Consider the following 20,657-nt stretch of genomic DNA (forward strand, 5'->3'; position numbering starts at 1 on the left):
AAATACTATGGAAAATCTAGACAACACTGATTTGCAGATCCTAAAACACCTTCAGGAGAACTCAAATATTAATACAAAAGATCTCGCAAGCAAATTATTTCTGACTGTTACACCAGTTTATGAACGTATAAAACGATTGGAACGTGATGGATTTATCACAAAATATGTTGCGTTGCTGGACAGGAAAAAAATGAATCGCGGGATGACCGTTTTCTGTAATGTTCGCCTAAAAGAACATGCAAAAAATGTGGGAAGTAATTTTGTAAAAGATATTGTTGCGCTTCCTGAAATTATAGAATGTTATAATATTGCCGGCGATTATGATTTTATGCTCAAAATTCTGGTTCAGGACATGTCTAGTTACCAGGATTTTGTAATGAATAAATTGTCAACTATTGAAAACATTGGAAACACGAATAGCATTTTTGTAATGGGAGAAATTAAACATAGCACAGCATTAGAGTTTTAGCTTTTTTAGCCACGAATTTCACGAATTAGCACAAATCATTGGGCTTGAATTAATTCGTGAATTCGTGGCAAATAAAACATTCAATCTTTTAATCTGTAGCCCATTTTTATTGAATATTATCCTAAAATAAAATGTATTTTTGAGGTTTTAAATCATCGATTAGATCCTCAATCTAAAATCAATAATCTACAATCTAAAATAGAACAATGAACTGGGAACAACTTTTATCACTAAAACGCCAAGGCGATACAAGCAAAAGATTACGTGTCGAACAAGATGATACAAGATTAGGATTTGAGGTTGATTATGACCGAATTATCTTCTCGGCAGCATTTCGATCTTTGCAGGATAAAACTCAGGTAATTCCGCTTTCGAAAACAGATTTTGTGCATACTAGATTAACGCATAGTTTAGAAGTTTCGGTTGTTGGACGTTCTTTAGGGCGTTTGGTTGGAAAAAAAATAATTGAGAAATATCCGCATTTAAAAGAAGTTCACGGTTATCATCTGAACGATTTTGGCGCTATTGTGGCGGCAGCTTCTTTGGCGCATGATATAGGAAATCCACCTTTTGGACATTCTGGTGAAAAAGCGATTGGAGAATACTTTTCGATAGGAAAAGGCTTGAAATATAAAGATCAATTAAAGGCCAAACAATGGCAGGATTTGATTGATTTTGAAGGAAATGCAAACGGATTTTCGGTACTTTCAGCAAGTCGCCCGGGAATCGAGGGAGGACTTAGAATTTCGTATGCAACTTTAGGTGCTTTTATGAAATATCCAAAAGAAAGTTTGCCTAAAAAACCAACGAATAATATTGCCGATAAAAAATATGGTTTCTTCCAGACTGATAAAGCATTTTTTGAGGAAGTTGCCAAAGATATGGGATTGATTGCTAACAAAGATGGTGATGATATTGGTTTCGAAAGACATCCTTTGGCTTATTTGGTTGAAGCGGCAGATGATATTTGCTACACTATTATTGATTTTGAAGATGGAATAAATCTAGGTTTGGTTTCGGAGGATTTTGCTTTAGAATACTTGATTAAACTTGTAAAAGATAATATTGGAGTTTCTAAATATAAATTGTTAGAGACTAAAGAAGATAGAATTAGTTATTTGCGTGCTTTGGCAATTGGCGCTTTAATTAATGATGCCGTTGATGTTTTTGTCGAAAATGAAGAAGCGATCCTGGCTGGGAAATTTCCTTATGCCTTAACGGATAAAAGTAAATACAAAGCGCAAATGGATGATATTATCAAATTAAGCGTTGATAAAATCTACCAAAGCCGCGAAGTTGTCGAGAAAGAAATTGTAGGTTATCAAATCATTCAGACTTTGCTGGATAAATTTATAACTGCTTTTAATAATAAATATGAAGGAACAGCATCAAATTATGATAAATTGATTTTGAAAATGTTACCTGAAAAGCATCATTTAGACAAAACGAATTTGTATGAGAGATTACTTCACATTTGTCATTTTGTTTCGCTTTTAACAGATGGAAATGCTCTGGAATTATTCGAAACTATAAACGGAAGAAAAAGCAATTAGAATTTGCAATAAAAAAAATAAACACATAGAAACATAGGTTTTTATGTGTTTAAAATAATATATTTTAGTAACGTCTGTAAACCCGACAGGTTTTGAAAACCTGTCGGGTTTGTCGTATAGGGAAACGAATAATTTTCTATTGAAAAGCATATATCAAACCTACGCCTAAAACCTGTCTTAGCTGAGTTCTTGGTCCGTCATTTACTTGCGAAGTTGTTCCGGTAGTTGGGTCAACAACATCTTTTTTGGTCTTAATATCGTCGTCATAAACTAGATGAACGCCAATGTTTGCTTTTACATAAGCATTGACAACAAGGTCAAGACGTGTATCATAATCAACATCGACATTCCCGAATTTATTTAGATAATCGGTGTATAAACTTAACCTGTTTTCGTAGAAGATGTTTTTATAAATTTCGCTTTTCATGTATCCTGTTAACAAAATACCAAACTCTGCTTTTATTTTTTGTCCTTCTTTAATTAAAATTTGAGAATTAGGATCGTTAGGATCAACTGCATAAATAGCTTTTCGAACCCCAAAAGATCCTTGGTTAGCCAAATCCTGGTCTAAAACCAATGTTGTTTTCAAAGTTATTGGTGAGAAGTAAAAAGTCCTGTTTTTCTTTTTGTTCGAATTCTCTGCTCCGGCTCCTAAAAATACATAGGCCGGTGCAAATGGTTTCGAGATTGCGATATCTCTATTTGGATAATTATATCCGTTTGTAAATTGTGTATTGAAATTATATTTAGCAGAATAATACCAATTTGAGATCGTATCTTTTCTAAAACCGTAAGTAGAGTTCAGCATTATCGCATCATCCGTTTTACGAAGTTCAATACCATCTTGTTTATTTAAACCATATTTTACGATAAGTTCGTTTACCCATTTATGATTTCCTTTTTGATACGTTCTATTAAATTCCCCTTTAAATAAACCAGAAATAGAACTTGTTCCCCCGGCGCTCCAATTCACAAAAGCAATTTCAGAAATATCAAAACCTAATTGGTTTTTTTTAGTCCAGTTTGAAGGAAGTTTGGGTAATTGATTCGGGTCTAAAGTCGTTTGTATAATCTGAGCAAAGTTATTTGAAGTACTCAATAGCAATAGAAGCAAAAGGGTAGAACGCAATAATTTCATTAGGTTGATTTTATTTTATTTTTTTTGGTAGTGCAAAATAATTATTTTGTGGCGTTTGAAAAAAGATTTACCAAACTTTTAACGTCAATTTTACACAATTGTTGTAATTGATTTACTGTTCCATGCTCAATAAACACGTCAGGAATGCCCAAAATTTCAATATTATTTTTGTAATTATTTGCTGCTGCAAACTCCAAAATTGCACTTCCAAAACCACCATTTATTACACCGTCTTCGATAGTAATTATCCTTTCGAAAGACGAGAAAATAGTGTTTAATGTATTGTTGTCTAGTGGTTTAGTGAATGGGAAATCATAATGCGCAATAGTTTCAGAATTGCTCAGTTCATTGATGGCCAATGTTACATTATTTCCGATAGTTCCGGTTGATAAAACAGCCGTTTTTGTTCCGGGTTTTAATACGCTAGCCTGTCCTATAATAATTTTTTCATATTGTCCGAAATTTTCTACTTCCCAGTTTGGCAAAACGCCTCGACCACGTGGATATCGAATTGCGATTGGATGATTTAGTCCTAATTGTGCCGTATATAAAATGTTTTGCAAGGCAATTTCGTTGATTGGTGCATAAATTATCATATTTGGAATAGTTCTCAAATAAGCAATATCAAAAACACCATGATGCGTTGCACCATCTTCACCAACTAAACCAGCTCTGTCTAGACAAAAAATTACAGGTAAGTTTTGCAACGCCACGTCATGAATAACCTGATCGTAAGCGCGCTGTAAAAAAGTCGAATATATATTGCAATACACAATCATGCCTTGAGTTGCCATTCCGGCGGCAAGCGTTACGGCGTGTTGTTCTGCAATTCCCACATCAAAGGCACGTTCCGGGATTTCATCCATCATAAATTTCAGAGAACTTCCGGATGGCATTGCAGGCGTAATTCCGATTATTTTTTCGTTCTTTCGGGCTAAATCCAAAATAGTTAAACCAAAAACATCCTGAAATTTCGGTGGTAAATTTTCTTCAGATTTTAAAATGATTTCTCCCGTTGAAGCGTCAAATTTTCCAGGCGCATGATATTTTACCTGATTTTCTTCAGCTTGTTGAAGACCTTTTCCTTTTGTGGTAACAATATGAAGGAATTTAGGACCTTTTATATTTTTTAATCGGTTTAATTCTTTGATTAAAGCAGGAAGATCATGACCGTCAATTGGTCCCGAATAATCAAAATTCAGAGACTTGATCATATTATTCTTCTTCGGATTTTTTCCTTCTTTTACAGCTGTAAGATATTTTTTAAGAGCGCCAACGCTAGGATCAATCCCGATTGCATTGTCATTGAGAATAACCAGTAAGTTAGCATCGGTTACACCAGCATGATTCAAACCTTCAAAAGCCATTCCGGATGCAATAGAAGCATCACCAATAACTGCAATATGTTGTTTGTCGAAATCGCCTTTTAAGTTAGAAGCAATCGCCATTCCCAAAGCAGCAGAAATTGAAGTTGAAGAATGTCCAACACCAAAAGTATCATAAACACTTTCGCTTCTTTTTGGGAAACCGGAAATACCTTCGATTTGTCTGTTAGTATGAAAAATTTCTCTTCTTTCAGTCAGAATTTTGTGTCCGTAAGCTTGATGTCCAACATCCCAAACCAATAAATCCTCGGGCGTATTAAAAACATAATGCAAAGCAATCGTCAATTCAATTACGCCTAAACTAGCGCCCAAATGACCTTCTTTTACAGAAACAATATCAATAATAAACTGACGTAATTCCTGAGCAACTTGCGGAAGTTGCGCTTCGGTTAATAAACGTAAATCGGCGGGATTGAATATGTCAGAAAGTAATTTGCTTTTCATTGTAAGGTAAAAAGCAAATTTACGGTTTTAAATTTAAACTTATTACTTTGAATTTTCAGAAGAGTCTTTTCAAATGCTATTGGCATACTATATTTTGTTCTTGTTTTTTTGCCATTTTGTGTGCCTGGTACCCAATTAGGTAATGTTTTTAAAGCACGTGTTATTTCAGTTTTTATTTTTGGATCTGTATCTTCTGAAAAATCAAAGTTCGAAAGTGAGCCATCTTTTTCTATTACAAACGAAACTATAATTCGATTCTTTAAATTTTCGGTTTCTTCCGGACTTTTAAATTCGTTTATAAATAATTGATAAAAGTTATCAATTCCATTAGGGAAGCTTGGCGTTGTTTCAATTGCTGCTCCCATATAGTAAGTTTCATCCTCTACGATAGAATCTTTAACTACTTTATTTATATCGCTTGTTTTTGATAAAGATTTATCATCGTCATAAGTAATCTCAGAACAATTTGTAGGTACTGGTTTTACAAATTTTATATTTTTAATTCGGGCTTTACCTTTCACAAAATTCCCCTGATTTACTTTTACTAATGGAGGAGGAGGAGCATCTCTCAATGTATCTTTTGAGTCATGTTTAGGAGGCAAACCCTTGCCTAGAATCATGATTTGTTCCTCTGCATTTTTATCAACAACTTCTATTTTATCAATTTTTTGCTTCTTTCCATCTTTATCGGCACAGCTAAATAAAGTTGTTCCCATAGCAATAAATAACGCCAATAAAAACATCTTATGATAATGCGTTTGGGTATATAAAACCTGACTCGGGATTTGAATTGTTATGGTTTCTATTTGAGACTTTTTAAACCTTCCGCAGATATTAGTGTTTTGATTTTGAATAAAAAAATGCTGCACTTCATCCGGTAACATGCTTGTGAAATCAATAACAGTTTTAGAACAGCTTAAACAAAAACGACCATTTTCGTTTGGAGTCATTTTGTTCCAGTCTTCATGGCAAGGTTCAGGAATCGCTATTTTGTATTTATTGTTCATTGTTTAATTGTAATCGGTAAAACATAAGTCGATCTAACGATTTTGTTTTTTAGTTTTCCAGGTATCCAATTCGGCGCTGTTTTCAAAACTCTAATTGCTTCTTCTCCTATTTCTTTCGGTGTATTTTTATCAAGGTTAAAATTACTCAAACTGCCATCTTCTTCTACAACAAATACAATAGATATTTCTCCATGAAATTTTTCTGTTTTGTTTGGAGCGACATAATTTTTGGTAAAAAAATCGTAGAAGTTTTTAATCCCGTTTTCCGGAACAGGCAAAACATCCAAATCAGTTGAATTGTATATAATGTGATAATGAAAACTCCCCGTTTGAATTAAATCAGGAGGAATCATCACGCCCATCGTAATTCCGGTACTAATTTTTTCCGGTTTTGGTTTTTTAGATTCGACTTGATGCCCATAACAGAAAGAAACAGGTTCGTTTTCATCTTGATTTTGAGTTGTATTGTCAACAATCTCGATTTTGTCAATTCTATTTTTGTTACCATCTTTATCCGAGCAGCTAAACAAAGTTGTTCCCATTGCAATAAACAAAGCCAGTAAAAATATTTTATGATAATGAGTTTGCGTATAAATAATACTACTCGGAATTTGAATTGTTATCGTTTCTAATTGTTCATCTTTAAATCTTCCGCAAATTCTATTATTTTGATTTTGAATGAAAAAATGCTGAATTTCATCCGGTAACATTTCGGTAAAATCAATAACAGTTTTAGAACAATTTAAACAAAAACGACCGTTATCTTTTGGGGTCATTTTGTCCCAGTTTTCTTGGCAAGGTTCAGGAATTGTTAGTTTGTGGTTTCTTACCATATTTTGAATATCAAGATTTAAATGTAATAAAAAAATAAATACTAAGACTTTCAACAAAAATGATTTATTAAAAAATGAGGTAATTATCTATGCTAATCGCCTCAAAAAATAGCTATATTTGAGGTGATTAATTTTAATAAATGCCTCATGAGATATAACTGGCAGCTACCTAATTGGGGGGAATTTGTATATGATGATTCGGTATTAGATTCATTATGTATTGAATTTGCATTGGAAACTGGGGAATTAAAAGGGCTTGTAAATTCTTTATCTAGCGAAATTCAAAAAGAAACTATTATGCAATTTATGATTTCAGAAGCTATTAAAACTTCTGAAATTGAAGGAGAATTTTTTAGTAGGCAAGATATAATGTCTTCCATTAAGAAAAATTTGGGTTTAGATGATGGGTTTGGTAAAATAAGAAACAAAAATGCTCAAGGTGTTGGAAAACTGATGGTAGTAGTTAGAAATTCTTATGCTGATAAATTATCTCAATTATCTTTAAAACAATGGCATTATATTTTGATGGAATATTCAAGACATATCAATCCTGGTGAATATAGAATAGGAGAAGAACCTATGCAAATCGTTTCGGGAAGTTATGATAAAGAAATAGTTCACTTTGAAGCTCCACCATCAAACCAGATTCTATTTGAAATGGAAAAATTCATTAAGTGGTATAATGGTTTTAAAGTAAAAACAACTGATATTAAAAAAGCACTGATTAAAACTTCGATTTCTCATTTATATTTTGAAAGTATTCATCCTTTTGAAGATGGGAATGGAAGGATAGGTAGAGCTATTGCCGAAAAATGTCTTTCAGAATCTTTAAACCGACCCGTTTTAATGAGTATTTCAAGTACTATTGAACAAAATAAAAAAAAGTATTACCAATCTTTAAAAGAAGCGCAACGAACACTTGAAATTACAGATTGGATTTTTTATTTTTCTAACTTGATTTTAGATTCTCAGAAAAATGCAAAGCAAATTATTCTTTTTACTTTAAACAAAAGTAGATTTATGGATCAGTTTAAGAATAAAATGAATGAAAGGCAGACAAAAGCGGTATTGAAAATGTTTGAATACGGTATTGCTGGTTTTGTAGGCGGAATGACAACTACAAAATATATTTCTATTACTAAAACTTCCAGAGCAACAGCTACAAGAGATCTGCAGAATTTGACTGATAATAGTATTTTAATACCAAAAGGAGAAGGCAGAAGTCGATCATATGATTTGAACTTGTCCGATAAAGAGATATCTAAAATTTAAAGTTTTGAATTCTTTTAAAAATAATTATTCAAAACCCTACTTTTGCAATTATGATAAATCCTTTCACCGACGAATATTTCATGAAAAAAGCTTTGCAGGAAGCTGAAATGGCTTTTGATAAAGGCGAAATTCCTGTTGGAGCAATTATAGTAGTTGCGGATAAAGTAATTGCCAGAAGTCATAATCTAACGGAGTTGTTAAATGATGTTACGGCTCATGCCGAAATGCAGGCAATAACGGCAGCTGCCAACTTTCTAGGCGGAAAATATTTGAAAGATTGCACACTTTATGTTACACTCGAACCTTGTCAAATGTGTGCAGGAGCTTTGTATTGGAGTCAGATTTCTAAAATTGTTTTTGGAGCCAGAGACGAACAACGTGGTTTTATGACAATGGGAACAAAATTACATCCGAAAACGACCGTTGTTTCTGGAATTATGGCCAATGAAGCTGCAGATTTAATGAAGCGTTTCTTTATAGAAAGACGTAAGTAATTCTTGTTTTTCTCCTTCAAAAAAATAATTTCACTTAGGGAATTTTCTTCTTAAAAATATTTCGGAAAATACTTTATATTTACTACAATATTATTGATATTTCATTAGTTATGCCTTTAACAATGAAATGTTAAATACGCTCTGTTTTTTTTAACCAAGTAACCATTAACTCTAAATAAAAGTGAAAGCAAAAGGATTAGTTCTCGTGTTTTGTGTGTTTTTTATTTTTCAATCTTGCGGTCGCAAATCAGCAGCCGATTTCAATTCCGATTTTTCATTATTTAAAGAGTATATAGTCAGTTTCACGGGAGGAATAGTCTCGTCGGAATCTGATATTCGGGTGGTTTTAGCTTTCGATAAAAAAGATTGGAAAGTGAATCAGGTTTTAGACAGCGATTTACTTGATATTTCGCCAAGCGTAGACGGAAAAATAGTAGCGCTTTCCACAAACACACTTGCTTTTATTCCCGAAAAAAAGCTGAAACCCGGAACAGAATATCAAGTTACTTTAAACTTAGATAAACTTACCGCAATTCCGAAAGAGAAAGAAAAAGAGCTTTCGAAATTTAACTTTACAGTAAAAACAATCAAGCAGGATTTTACAATAAATACTGCCGATATTCAGTCGTATAGTAAAGAATATCAATATCTTAATTGTGTTTTAAAAACAGCAGATAATATTGATCTTGAAACCGCTATTAAATTAGTTTCGGCCAATCAAAAAGGGAATAAACTTAAAATCAAATTCGAAAAAAAATCTGGTTCAGGCAAAGAATTTAATTTTATTATTGATAGTATTCAGCGTTATGATGAAGGAACAAATCTTGAGATTCTGTATGACGGAAGTGATTTTGATATTGATCAGAAAGGAGAATTAGATTATGCAGTTTCAGGTTTAAACGAATTTAAAATTGTAAAAGTCGAGGTTCCGGAAGGAACCAATCAATCGGTTTTGATTAATTTTTCTGAACCATTAGAAAAAGGACAGGATTTCAAAGGCTTGGTTTCGATTCAGAATGCTAATAATTTAAAATTTTCTACTCAGGGAAATTTACTGAAAGTGTATTTTAGTAATGAAGCGCCGGCCAAAAAAGAAGAACCCGTTCCTGTTGCTGTCGAAGAATCAACAGTTTCCCTTACCGATTCAGTTACAACTGTTATTGATAGTGCTGCGGCGGTAGTTGATGCTGCTGTAGAAGTGGTTAAGAATGATGAAGCCGAACCACAGCAAATTCTGGCAGGAGATTTATTGATTGAAGTTTTTCAGGGAATCGAAAGCCAATATGGTAAAAAAATGGATTCTAACTACAATCAGAAAATCACTTTTGACCAAATAAAACCGGGCGTTCGTTTCATAAAAAACGGAACGATTTTGCCAAGTTCAAATAACTTAAAATTAAATTTTGAAGCCGTAAATTTAAGTGCAGTTGATGTAAAAGTATATAAGATTTACAAGAACAACATTCTTCAATTTCTTCAATATAATGAATTAAACGGAAGTCAGAATCTCAAGAAAGTAGCACAGCCCGTCGCCAAAACCACGCTCAAATTAAACGAAAGTGCTTTGGTAAATCCGGCTAAATGGAACACGTTTGCTTTAGATTTATCTAAAATAATTACGCCGGAACCAGGTGCAATCTATAGAGTGGAATTTGTATATAAAAAGAAATATTCTTTATATAAATGCGAAACTTCAGAAAATGATGAAACTTCAGAAGAGGAAGAAGAAGTAGATGAAAATGATGTAAACTACAGCGGAAACTCTTACGACGATTATTACTATGATGATTATGAATGGAGAGAAAGTCAGGATCCTTGTACCAATTCGTATTATTATAATGCCAGAATAGCGACCAATATTTTGGCGACAGATTTAGGTGTTATTGCTAAAAGAGGCGAGAATAAATCCTATTTATTTGCCGTAAATAATATTGTGACAACAGAACCTGTTTCAAATGCACGAGTTGATTTATATACGTATCAGCAGCAAAAAATAACGACTGGGGCAACTAGCAGCGAAGGAATAGCTTCTTTTCAACTGGATAAATTCGCTTATTTTGCGATCGTTACCGTAGGAGATCAGTCTACTTATGTAAAACTCGATGACGGACTTTCTTTATCGGTTAGTAATTTTGATGTTGCCGGAGAGACTTTACAGAAAGGATTAAAAGGCTTTATTTATGGCGAACGTGGCGTTTGGCGTCCGGGAGATAATTTGTATTTGTCTTTTATTTTGAATGATGTTTCGAATAAGTTACCGAAATCACATCCAATTAAATTCAGATTGAATGATCCAAATGGTAAAACAACTTATCAGACGATTCAGAAGACAAACGATTTAAATCATTATTCATTCGTAGTTCCAACAAGTGCAGATGCGCCAACTGGAAATTGGGAAGCTATGATAAGTGTTGGTGGTGCGAAGTTTTACAAGAGCATTAAAATCGAAACGATTAAGCCGAATCGCTTAAAAATAAAGAATAATTTCTCAAGAAAGACTCTTTCATCTTCTTATCCAAATACAAGTAATCTCGAAGTTACATGGCTTCACGGCGCAATTGCGAAAAACCTGAATGTAGAAATGCAAGCTAAGTTTTCGCAGCAAACAACAACATTTAAAGGATATGAGAAATTTACTTTTGATGATTTAGTACGTCAATTTAGTACTGAAGAAATTAATGTTTTCTCTGGAAAATTAAACGAAAACGGAAAAGCTTCAGTAAATATTGAACCAAAATTACAAGGACAAGCGCCGGGAATGCTTCGCGCTTCTTTCATCACAAAAGTGTATGAAGAAGGAGGAGATTTTAGTACAGATGTTATTTCGACAACGTATTCACCTTATAAAACTTATGTAGGAATAAAATCTCCGGAACCAAATAAATACGGAATGTTGGAAACCAGAACCAACAACCGTTTTGATATTGTGACACTGGATGAAAACGGAAGACCAAAATCAGTTCGAAATCTGGAAGTAAAAGTTTATAAAGTTGAGTGGCGCTGGTGGTGGGATGCATCAAGCGATAATTTGTCGAATTATAATTCTTCGAATGCGACAACGGCATACAAAACTTATATTATCAATACAGATGCAAGCGGAAAAGGACACATTCAGTTTTCGTTAGCCGATGAGGAATGGGGACGTTATTTAATTCGTGTTTCAGATAACCCGAATGGTCATGCAACTGCTCTTACCGTAAATATAGATTGGCCAATTTGGTCTGGAAAAACACGTAATAGAGATGCTTCTACGGCAAATATGTTAGTGTTTTCTACCGATAAAAAGAATTATGCAGTAGGTGAAAAAGCACAAATATCTTTCCCTTCAAGTGAAGGTGGGCGTGCTTTAATTTCGATCGAAAATGGATCAAAAGTAGTGCAGACAATTTGGGCAAAAACACAAAAAGGAGAGACTAAAGTTGAAGTTCCAATTACTTCGGCAATGGCGCCAAACGTGTATTTTAATATCACGCTTTTACAACCGCACGCTTCAACTAAAAATGATTCGCCAATTCGTATGTATGGAATCGTTCCGATAGAAGTTGTCGATAAAAACACAATTCTTGCGCCAACACTTTCGATGCCGGACGTTTTAAAACCGGAACAAACTTTTACAGTAAAAGTAGGTGAGAAAACAGGTAAAGAAATGACGTATACAATTGCAGTTGTTGATGAAGGTTTACTGGACTTAACACGTTTTAAAACGCCAAATGCATGGGATAGTTTTTATGTTCGTGAAGCTTTAGGAGTAAAAACCTGGGATATTTATGATGATGTAATTGGTGCATATGGCGGAAAAATAAATCAGATTTTCAGTATTGGTGGAGATCAGGATTTAGGTGGTGGAAAAGCCAAAAAAGCCAACCGTTTTAAACCAGTTGTTTTATATTATGGTCCGTTTAAATTAGAAAAAGGACAAACGAAATCACATCAATTAAAATTGCCAAAATATATTGGTTCTGTTCGAACAATGGTTGTTGCCGGTGATGCAAATACGAGCGCTTATGGAAGTGTCGAAAAAGCAACTCCTGTAAAAAGTCCGTTGATGGTTTTGGCTTCATTGCCAAGAAAAATTTCTCCATCAGAAAAAGTGACTCTCCCGGTTACGGTTTTTGCAACTGAAAAGAATATCAAAAATGTTTCGATTCAGATTAAAACAAGCAACGGGTTACAAGTAATGGGAAGTGCTACACAATCATTGAATTTTACAGAACCGGATGAGAAAATGGCTTATTTTAATCTGGTAGTTGGCTCTGCAACGGGAATCGCAAAGGTTCAAGTTGTTGCAACTTCAGGAAAAGAGAAATCGGTTTATGATGTCGAAATTGATATGACGAACCCAAATCCGGTTACGAATACATTTACAGATATTATTTTACCTCCAAATAGTACCAAAACGATTTCATGGAAAACTTTTGGAGTTTCAGGAAGTAATAAAGCAAGATTAGAGGTGTCGTCAATGCCAACGATGAATTTGAACGGAAGATTACAATTCTTGATTCAATATCCACATGGTTGTGTAGAGCAAACTACATCATCCGTTTTTCCTCAATTATTCTTAAATGATGTTGTCGATTTAGACGCAACAAGAAAAGCGCTAATTCAAAAAAACATTACTGCTGGAATTACAAGATTAGGAAGCTTTCAATTATCAAACGGAGGATTGTCGTATTGGCAAGGAAACACAATTGCAGACGATTGGGGAAGTTCATATGTCGGACATTTCCTGATTGAAGCAGAGAAAAAAGGATATGTTTTGCCAATTAATTTCAAATCAAAATGGATTTCGTATCAACAAAAAGAAGCGAAACAATGGCGTTTTGAACCTAAATATGGTAATGATTTAGCGCAATCTTATAGATTATATACATTGGCTTTGGCCGGAAATGCAGATTTGTCTTCGATGAACAGATTACGTGAAACTAAAGGTATTTCTAACGAAAGTAAACTTCGCTTGGCGGCAGCTTATGTTTTGGCTGGGCAAAAATCGGCAGGACAAAATCTTTTACTAAATACTAGTATTGACAGCGAATCAGATGGTTACAATTATTACTATTATGGTTCAAGTGAAAGAAACAGAGCAATGGCTTTAGAAACGATGTTGCTTTTGGGGCAAAAACAAAAAGCATTTACTTTGGCTACAAAACTTGCAAAAGAAATGTCAAACAATCAATGGATGAGCACGCAAACAACGGCGTATTGTTTATATTCAATGTCGAAATTTGCTATTGCCAATGGTCCTAAAGGAATTAATCTTCAGTTTAGTAAAAACGGAAAAGGAGAAACGATAAGCACTCAAAAAACAGTTGCAGACAGAAGTTTGATTGTTCAAAGTGGTGCAAATAATATTGTGTTGAAAAATCTTAAAAACAACACTGTTTATGTTCGTGTTTTAAATACTGGAATTTTACCAATTGGACAGGAAAAAGAAATTCAAAGCGATGTTTCGGCTGCTATTGTTTTCAAAAACAGAAAAGGAAGCACAATCAATGTTTCGAAAATTAGTCAGGGAACTGAATTTATTGCAGAGGTTACGATTAAAAACCAAAGAAATGAAAGTGTTCAAAATGTAGCTTTATCACAGATTCTGCCTTCAGGTTTCGAAATTGTAAATACGCGTTTCACCGATTACGGAGACGCTACAAACAATACTGCTGATTATATTGATATTCGTGATGATAGAACTAATTTCTATTTTGGAATGAAAGCCAGAGAAACAAAAACATTTAGAATCCTACTCAACGCATCATATCTGGGGAATTATTATTTGCCGGGATTGCAATGTGAAGCGATGTATGACAATACATTTCTAGCGAGAACAAAAGGTTTTTGGGTTGAAGTAGTAAAATAAAATATATGGCCCACGGGTTTTACGGATTAAACGGATTTACACCGATTTTTTATTGAATCAGATCAGATTAAATTTAATCTGCGGAAACCAGTTCAATCCGTAAAAATCCGTGAGCTAAAACTAAAAGCTTTGAAAAATAAATTAATAGCGTTCTCACAACGCATTATAAATTGGATTAAAAAGAATAAAATAAAATCAGCAATTGCATTTCTGCTCTTGCTGATTTATTATTTCTCATTGCCACGAACTCTGTTTCAGGAACCTTATTCTACGGTTATTGAAAGTAAGGAAGGAGAATTACTTGGTGCAAAAATTGCTCGGGATGGTCAATGGCGTTTTCCTGCGCAAGATAGTGTTCCGGATAAATTCAAAAAATGCATCGTTTATTTTGAAGATGAATACTTCTATAAACATCCGGGTTTTAATCCTGTTGCGATGGTAAATGCGATTAAGCAAAACCAAAAAGCGGGTAAAGTTGTCCGAGGTGGAAGTACATTAACACAACAAGTTATCCGTTTATCCCGAAAAGGAAAAGGGAGAACTTACTTTGAAAAAATCATAGAAATTATTCTGGCAACACGATTAGAATTAGGATATTCTAAAGATGAAATACTCGAATTGTACGCTGCTCACGCTCCATTTGGAGGAAATGTGGTTGGGTTAGAAATGGCTTCCTGGCGTTATTTTGGTGTGCAATCAAATCAATTGTCTTGGGCGGAAAATGCAACTTTAGCAGTTTTGCCAAATGCACCAAGTTTGATTTATCCCGGAAAAAATCAAATCAAGTTGTTGAATAAACGAAACAGGCTTTTGCTAAAATTGCATCAGGAAGGAATAATTGACAAACAGACTTACGAACTTTCAATCGAAGAGCGATTGCCTCAAAAACCGTATGATTTGCCTCAAATTGCGCCTCATTTATTGCAACGCGTGGCGAAAAGTGAAGAAGGAACGCGCGTAAAAACAACAATTGATTATGCTTTGCAAAATAGAGTAAATCAAATTGCGAGATATTATTATTATCAATACAAACAGAATGAAGTTAACAATTTAGCGATTTTGGTGATTGATGTTTCAAATAGAAATGTGATGAGTTATGTGGGGAATTCTCCAACTGATAAAGATCATCAAAAAGATGTTGATATTATTGACGCACCAAGAAGTACAGGAAGTATCTTGAAACCTCTTCTTTATGCAGGAATGCTTGATGATGGCGAATTATTGCCAAATACTTTGGTCGCAGATATTCCAACGCAAATTGCAGGTTATACACCACAAAATTTTAATCTGACATTTGATGGTGCGGTTCCTGCTCATCGCGCTTTGTCGAGATCTTTGAATATTCCGGCTGTTTTAATGTTGCAGGATTTTGGTGTGAATAAATTTTATGAAGAATTACAAAAATTCAAATTGAGAGATATTAATAAAACACCCGATCATTACGGATTATCGCTTATTTTGGGTGGCGCCGAAAGTAATTTATGGGATTTATGCAGAACGTATGCTAATCTTTCGTCTACCGTGAATTATTATACTAAAAACAATTCAAAATATAGAACAAAAGAATTTACGGAATTAAATTATAAAAACAATTTTGAGCCTGATTTTGGTTCTGAAACCGACCAGAAAAACATTGTTGGTGCAGGATCAATTTGGCTAACTTATAATGCAATGGAAGAAGTAAACCGACCGGAAGGGGATGAAGCCTGGAAGTTTTATGATAGTTCGCTGAAAATTGCATGGAAAACCGGAACTAGTTTTGGTAATCGCGATGCTTGGGCAATTGGAACAAACTCGAAATATGTTGTTGGAATATGGGTAGGAAATGCGACAGGCGAGGGAAGGCCAACGCTAACGGGAGTAACAGGTGCAGCACCTATTTTGTTTGATGTTTTTAATTTATTACCGAGACAAAGATGGTTTCAAACGCCTTATAAAGATCTGGATGAAGTTGAAGTTTGTCGTTTAAGTGGTTATTTGGCTAAAGAAGAATGTCCAAAAATCAAACAGTGGGTTCCGAAAAAAGGAAAATCTACTGTGGTTTGTCCGTATCATAAAAAGGTGCATTTAGATAAATCGGAAAAGTTTCAGGTCAATAGCAGTTGCGAAAATATTGATAATATAGTCACTAGAAATTGGTTTGTTTTACCGCCGGTTATGGCTTGGTATTACAAAAGTCAGCATATTGAATATTTGCCATTGCCGCCTTTTAAGGAAGATTGTCAAGGGACACAATCGGTGAATATGGATTTTATTTATCCGAAAACGAATAGTAAAATCTACTTAACGAAGAATTTTAATAGCGAAGTTCAGCCTGTAATTCTCAAAGTAGCTTATTCTGAAAGGGACAAAGAATTGTTTTGGTACGTTGATGATGTTTATAAAGCAACAACAAAAACGTTTCATGAATTACCTATTACACCAACTTCAGGAATACATTATATAACGGTTGTAGATGCTTATGGGAATGAAATTAGAAGGAGAATTGAGATTATTAGAGAGTAATAATCGAGCCTTCGACTTCGCTCAGGATGACATTAGTACTCGAAAGGACTTTTAAATATATAATCTTCTTATGAAAATGAATGCCTAGCCCAGATAGAAATGGAAATCCTTTTAATTTTTTCTTTAGAAAAATAAAAGATTGAAACGGATAGCTGGAAATTGCTCCTAAAAAATAGCCACGAATTCACGAATTAAAACTTAAAAATAATTCGTTTTCATTCGTGAATTCGTGGCGAAAAAAAAATAAAGCGCATAAAAAAACCGCCAATCTTTCGAGAGGCGGTTTTTAATTTATTCTGAAATAACATTTCCTTTTTTATCATAGAAATGGTATTCTAAGTACGTGTAAGCGTCACGAGGTATGATTTTCACCCATTTCTTATGTTCAAAAAACCATTTTGAACGTAATGATGGAAAACCTTTACTGAGGTATGCAGCCACAAACGGATGTGTGTTAAGCACAACTTTATTGTGGGTTTTTAAAAGTCTTTCTAAGTCAGAGGTGATTTTATCAATGATTAAAATTGGCGCTTCAATTTCGCCATGTTCATTGTTTGGATCTTCTTCTCTGGTTTTAATATTAACTTCTGGTCTTACGCGTTGTCTGGTAATTTGAACTAAACCAAATTTACTAGGCGGTAAGATTTTATGCTTTGCTTTATCGTCGCTCATTTCTTCTCGCAAGAAGTCGAACAAAACCTTCCTGTTTTCAGGATTGGACATATCGATAAAATCAACTACGATTATTCCGCCCATATCACGCAAACGAAGTTGTCTGGCAATTTCAGCGGCAGCTATCATATTTACTTCCATGGCTGTGTCTTCCTGATTAGTCGCCTTATTCGAACGGTTTCCGCTGTTTACGTCTATAACGTGAAGAGCTTCAGTGTGTTCTATAATAAGATATGCGCCTTTACTCATGGAGACTGTGCGTCCAAATGAAGTTTTGATTTGTCTCTCTATATTGTATTTCTCGAAAATTGGAGTGTCATTTGATTGATAAAACTTAACAATCGATTGTTTTGAAGGTGCAATTTCTTGCAGATATTCCTTCGTTTGATGGTACAACTCTTCATCATCTATTTGTATACCGCTAAAGGTATCGTTGAATACATCTCTCAATATCGAAGACGCTCTGTTGAGTTCTCCTAATACTTTTGAGGGATGATGAGCAGTTGGTAATTTTTTACACATTGCAGTCCATCTGCCAAGCAGGTTCTGCAAATCTTTTTCTAATTCGGCTACGTTTTTGCCTTCGGCTACTGTGCGAACAATAACACCAAATCCTTTAGGTTTGATCGATAGAACAAGTTTTTTTAAACGATCCTTTTCCTTTTTGTCTTCTATTTTTTGAGAAATAGAAACACGGTCAGAAAACGGAACGAGAACAATAAATCTTCCTGCCAATGAAAGCTCAGCGCTTATTCTTGGACCTTTGGTAGATATAGGTTCTTTAACTACTTGAACTAAGACAGATTGATTGGCACTTAAAATATCAGTAATGATGCCATCTTTGTCAATCTCTTTTTCAAACTGAAAGGTTTTTAGGGAGAAATCTTTTAATTTACCTGCGCTTACAAGTTTTATGAATTTCAGTTGGGAAGCTAAATTTGGACCCAAATCGTGATAATGTAAAAAGGCATCTTTTTCGAAGCCTACATTTACAAAAGCAGCATTAAGTCCAGCAACGGGTTTTCTGATTTTGGCAATAAAAATATCACCAACCTGAAAGTTGCTTTTTTCTTCTTCTTTGTGTAATTCAATTAGTTTTCCATCTTTTAATAAGGCAAAATCTACTGCTTCAGAACTAGATCTAATGATTAATTCTTTATTCACACTGTAAATTTTTATCTGTTTTTTCAGAAAATAGAGGATAGAGAGAAGAAAATAGGTTAAAACCTAAGATCTAAAATCTAAGATCTAAAATCTTATTTACAGATGGATTAAACAATATTTTTAACAGGTATTGAACCCGGGGAAAAGAAGATTAGTAGAGAATAGAGCAGAGAAAATAGATTTTGTCTATATTCTTTTTTCTTTTCTCTCTTCAGTCTTTTTTTCAATTTCAATGAACGTTTAAAAAGAAAAAAGTAGTTTAAAACTACTTTTTCTTTTTGTGACGGTTAGCTCTCGCTCTTTTTTTACGTTTGTGAGTAGCTACCTTATGTCTCTTTCTTTTTTTACCACTTGGCATATCGTGTCGATTTTATGATTAATTAATAGTATTATTTTGCTTCGTTATTCGTTTTTACTCCCTCTACAAAAACTTTTGCAGGTTTAAAAGCAGGAATGTTGTGTGCTGGAATTTTGATAGTGGTGTTTTTAGAAATGTTTCTACCTGTTTTTTCAGCTCTGGTTTTTACAATAAAACTACCAAATCCTCTTAGGTAAACATTGTCTCCAGTTTCTAATGAAGTTTTAACTTCTTCCATAAAAGTTTCTACTGTTGCTTGAACATCTCCTTTTTCAAGACCTAGTTTCTCTGAAATTTTCGCTACGATATCTGCTTTCGTCATTTTCTTTCCTATTTTATTTTATAAATGGTGTACTATTTTTTTGAGTTTGCAAATATAGGAATTAAAAAAATAATTAATCAAGCTAATTCGTTAAATTTTAATTACATAAACATTTACTTTTGTATTCTAAGTATTTTGCGATGAATTTTTCTAACATATTGATAAAATGGTATTTACAAAACAAACGTGATTTGCCATGGCGAAAAACGACCAATCCTTACCATATTTGGCTCTCAGAAATAATGTTGCAACAGACTCGAGTTGCGCAAGGAACGCCATATTTTTTTGCTTTTACGGAGGAATTTCCTACCGTTTTTAATTTAGCAAATGCCTCAGAAGAGCAAGTTTTGAAACTTTGGCAGGGATTAGGGTATTATTCTCGCGCCAGAAATTTGCATAAAACGTCTCAATTTGTCGCAAATGAGCTCAATGGAGTTTTTCCTGATAACTATAAAGATTTATTAAAATTAAAAGGTGTTGGTGAATATACCGCTGCAGCAATTGCTTCTTTTTCTTATAATGAAGCGGTTCCTGTTGTTGATGGAAACGTTTTTCGGGTACTTTCTCGTTATTTTGATATAGAATCTGATATTGCTGTGCCTGCAACAAAAAAAGAATTTACGGAACTGGCTTACGAATTAATGCCAAAAGATAATCCTGCGATATTTAATCAGGCAATAATGGAGTTCGGCGCTTTGCAATGCGTGCCTAAAAGCCCGAATTGTTCTGTTTGTGTATTTAATGATAGTTGTGCGGCTTTGCAAAAAAAGAAAGTTTCGGTTTTGCCTGTGAAATCAAAAAAGGTAAAAGTTACAAATCGATTCTTTAATTATTTGATTCTGGAAGATGTTTTAGGGAATACTTTAATTCAGAAAAGAACGGCAAAAGGAATCTGGCATAATTTATATGAGTTTCCTCTTTTAGAAACTACCGAAATTGTTGGTTTTGATTTTGTTTCAAACGCTGTTCAAAACGAGATTTTTTCTTCCTATACTATATTAAGTATAGAAGAGTGTAGTGAAACGACTGTAATTCATAAACTTTCGCACCAACATCTTCATATTCAGTTCTGGAAAGTAAAAATTAACGAAATAATTGTTAATGGTTTGAGTACCACTGACTTGAAAAGTTTTCCTTTTCCAATTGTGATTTATAATTTTATCGAAAAGCAAGAAATAAATTGCTAAAAA

Annotated in this window: 13 protein-coding genes; 7 read left to right on the top strand and 6 right to left on the bottom strand. The window is 33.9% G+C overall.

The genetic code is table 11. The features are described 5' to 3' along the window. Nucleotides 1–7 precede the first annotated feature (7 nt). Nucleotides 8–469, top strand: a complete 462-nt coding sequence (locus WN975_RS22295) for an Lrp/AsnC family transcriptional regulator (RefSeq protein ID WP_337968405.1) — start codon at nucleotides 8–10, stop codon at nucleotides 467–469. A gap of 206 nt (nucleotides 470–675) precedes the next feature. After that, nucleotides 676–2,022 (top strand): deoxyguanosinetriphosphate triphosphohydrolase, encoded by a 1,347-nt coding sequence (locus WN975_RS22300; protein WP_337968406.1) that lies wholly within the window; start codon nucleotides 676–678, stop codon nucleotides 2,020–2,022. Nucleotides 2,023–2,158: 136 nt separating this feature from the next. On the opposite strand, the gene WN975_RS22305 is transcribed toward WN975_RS22300, so the two are convergent. From WN975_RS22305 to WN975_RS22320, 4 genes are read right to left on the bottom strand one after another with little or no spacing between them, the layout of a single operon-like run. After that, the gene (locus WN975_RS22305) at nucleotides 2,159–3,160 is read right to left on the bottom strand and encodes a DUF3078 domain-containing protein (RefSeq protein WP_337968407.1); all 1,002 of its coding nucleotides are present in this window, start codon (nucleotides 3,158–3,160) and stop codon (nucleotides 2,159–2,161) included. A 41-nt stretch (nucleotides 3,161–3,201) separates the two neighbouring features. Further along, nucleotides 3,202–4,989, bottom strand: coding sequence for a 1-deoxy-D-xylulose-5-phosphate synthase (locus WN975_RS22310; protein WP_337968408.1), 1,788 nt, complete (start codon nucleotides 4,987–4,989; stop codon nucleotides 3,202–3,204). Further along, nucleotides 4,986–5,996 (bottom strand): hypothetical protein, encoded by a 1,011-nt coding sequence (locus WN975_RS22315; RefSeq protein WP_337968409.1) that lies wholly within the window; start codon nucleotides 5,994–5,996, stop codon nucleotides 4,986–4,988. Before WN975_RS22315 ends, WN975_RS22310 begins: the two co-directional genes overlap by 4 nt. Beyond that, the gene (locus tag WN975_RS22320; protein WP_337968410.1) at nucleotides 5,993–6,829 is read right to left on the bottom strand and encodes a hypothetical protein; all 837 of its coding nucleotides are present in this window, start codon (nucleotides 6,827–6,829) and stop codon (nucleotides 5,993–5,995) included. The genes WN975_RS22315 and WN975_RS22320 overlap by 4 nt, the downstream gene beginning before the upstream one ends. A 147-nt stretch (nucleotides 6,830–6,976) precedes the next feature. Between WN975_RS22320 and WN975_RS22325 the strand changes: the two genes are divergently transcribed. The 4 genes from WN975_RS22325 (at nucleotide 6,977) to pbpC (ending at nucleotide 16,951) form a co-directional block, all read left to right on the top strand. Beyond that, on the top strand, nucleotides 6,977–8,101 hold the full coding sequence (locus WN975_RS22325; protein WP_337968411.1) for a DUF4172 domain-containing protein: 1,125 nt from the start codon (nucleotides 6,977–6,979) through the stop codon (nucleotides 8,099–8,101). Between the two features lie 50 nt (nucleotides 8,102–8,151). Then, on the top strand, nucleotides 8,152–8,595 hold the full coding sequence (locus WN975_RS22330; protein WP_041516481.1) for a nucleoside deaminase: 444 nt from the start codon (nucleotides 8,152–8,154) through the stop codon (nucleotides 8,593–8,595). 181 nt (nucleotides 8,596–8,776) lie between these two features. After that, entirely contained in the window at nucleotides 8,777–14,446 is a 5,670-nt protein-coding gene (locus WN975_RS22335; protein ID WP_337968412.1) for an MG2 domain-containing protein, read from the top strand. Between the two features lie 129 nt (nucleotides 14,447–14,575). Beyond that, nucleotides 14,576–16,951 carry a penicillin-binding protein 1C gene (pbpC, locus tag WN975_RS22340; protein WP_337968413.1) on the top strand — a complete coding sequence of 792 codons (2,376 nt, stop codon included), beginning with the start codon at nucleotides 14,576–14,578 and terminating at the stop codon, nucleotides 16,949–16,951. A gap of 291 nt (nucleotides 16,952–17,242) precedes the next feature. Here pbpC and WN975_RS22345 read toward each other — a convergent pair whose 3' ends face one another. Together WN975_RS22345 and WN975_RS22350 are read right to left on the bottom strand one after the other, a co-directional pair. Continuing rightward, nucleotides 17,243–18,787 (bottom strand): ribonuclease E/G, encoded by a 1,545-nt coding sequence (locus WN975_RS22345; RefSeq protein WP_099710640.1) that lies wholly within the window; start codon nucleotides 18,785–18,787, stop codon nucleotides 17,243–17,245. Between the two features lie 389 nt (nucleotides 18,788–19,176). Continuing rightward, entirely contained in the window at nucleotides 19,177–19,467 is a 291-nt protein-coding gene (locus tag WN975_RS22350; RefSeq protein ID WP_007805026.1) for an HU family DNA-binding protein, read from the bottom strand. Between the two features lie 140 nt (nucleotides 19,468–19,607). Here WN975_RS22350 and mutY point away from each other — a divergent pair, with 140 nt between their 5' ends. Beyond that, nucleotides 19,608–20,654, top strand: coding sequence for an A/G-specific adenine glycosylase (mutY, locus tag WN975_RS22355; RefSeq protein WP_337968414.1), 1,047 nt, complete (start codon nucleotides 19,608–19,610; stop codon nucleotides 20,652–20,654). Nucleotides 20,655–20,657: the final 3 nt, after the last annotated feature.

This window comes from uncultured Flavobacterium sp. (assembly GCF_951805225.1).
Lineage (GTDB): Bacteria > Bacteroidota > Bacteroidia > Flavobacteriales > Flavobacteriaceae > Flavobacterium.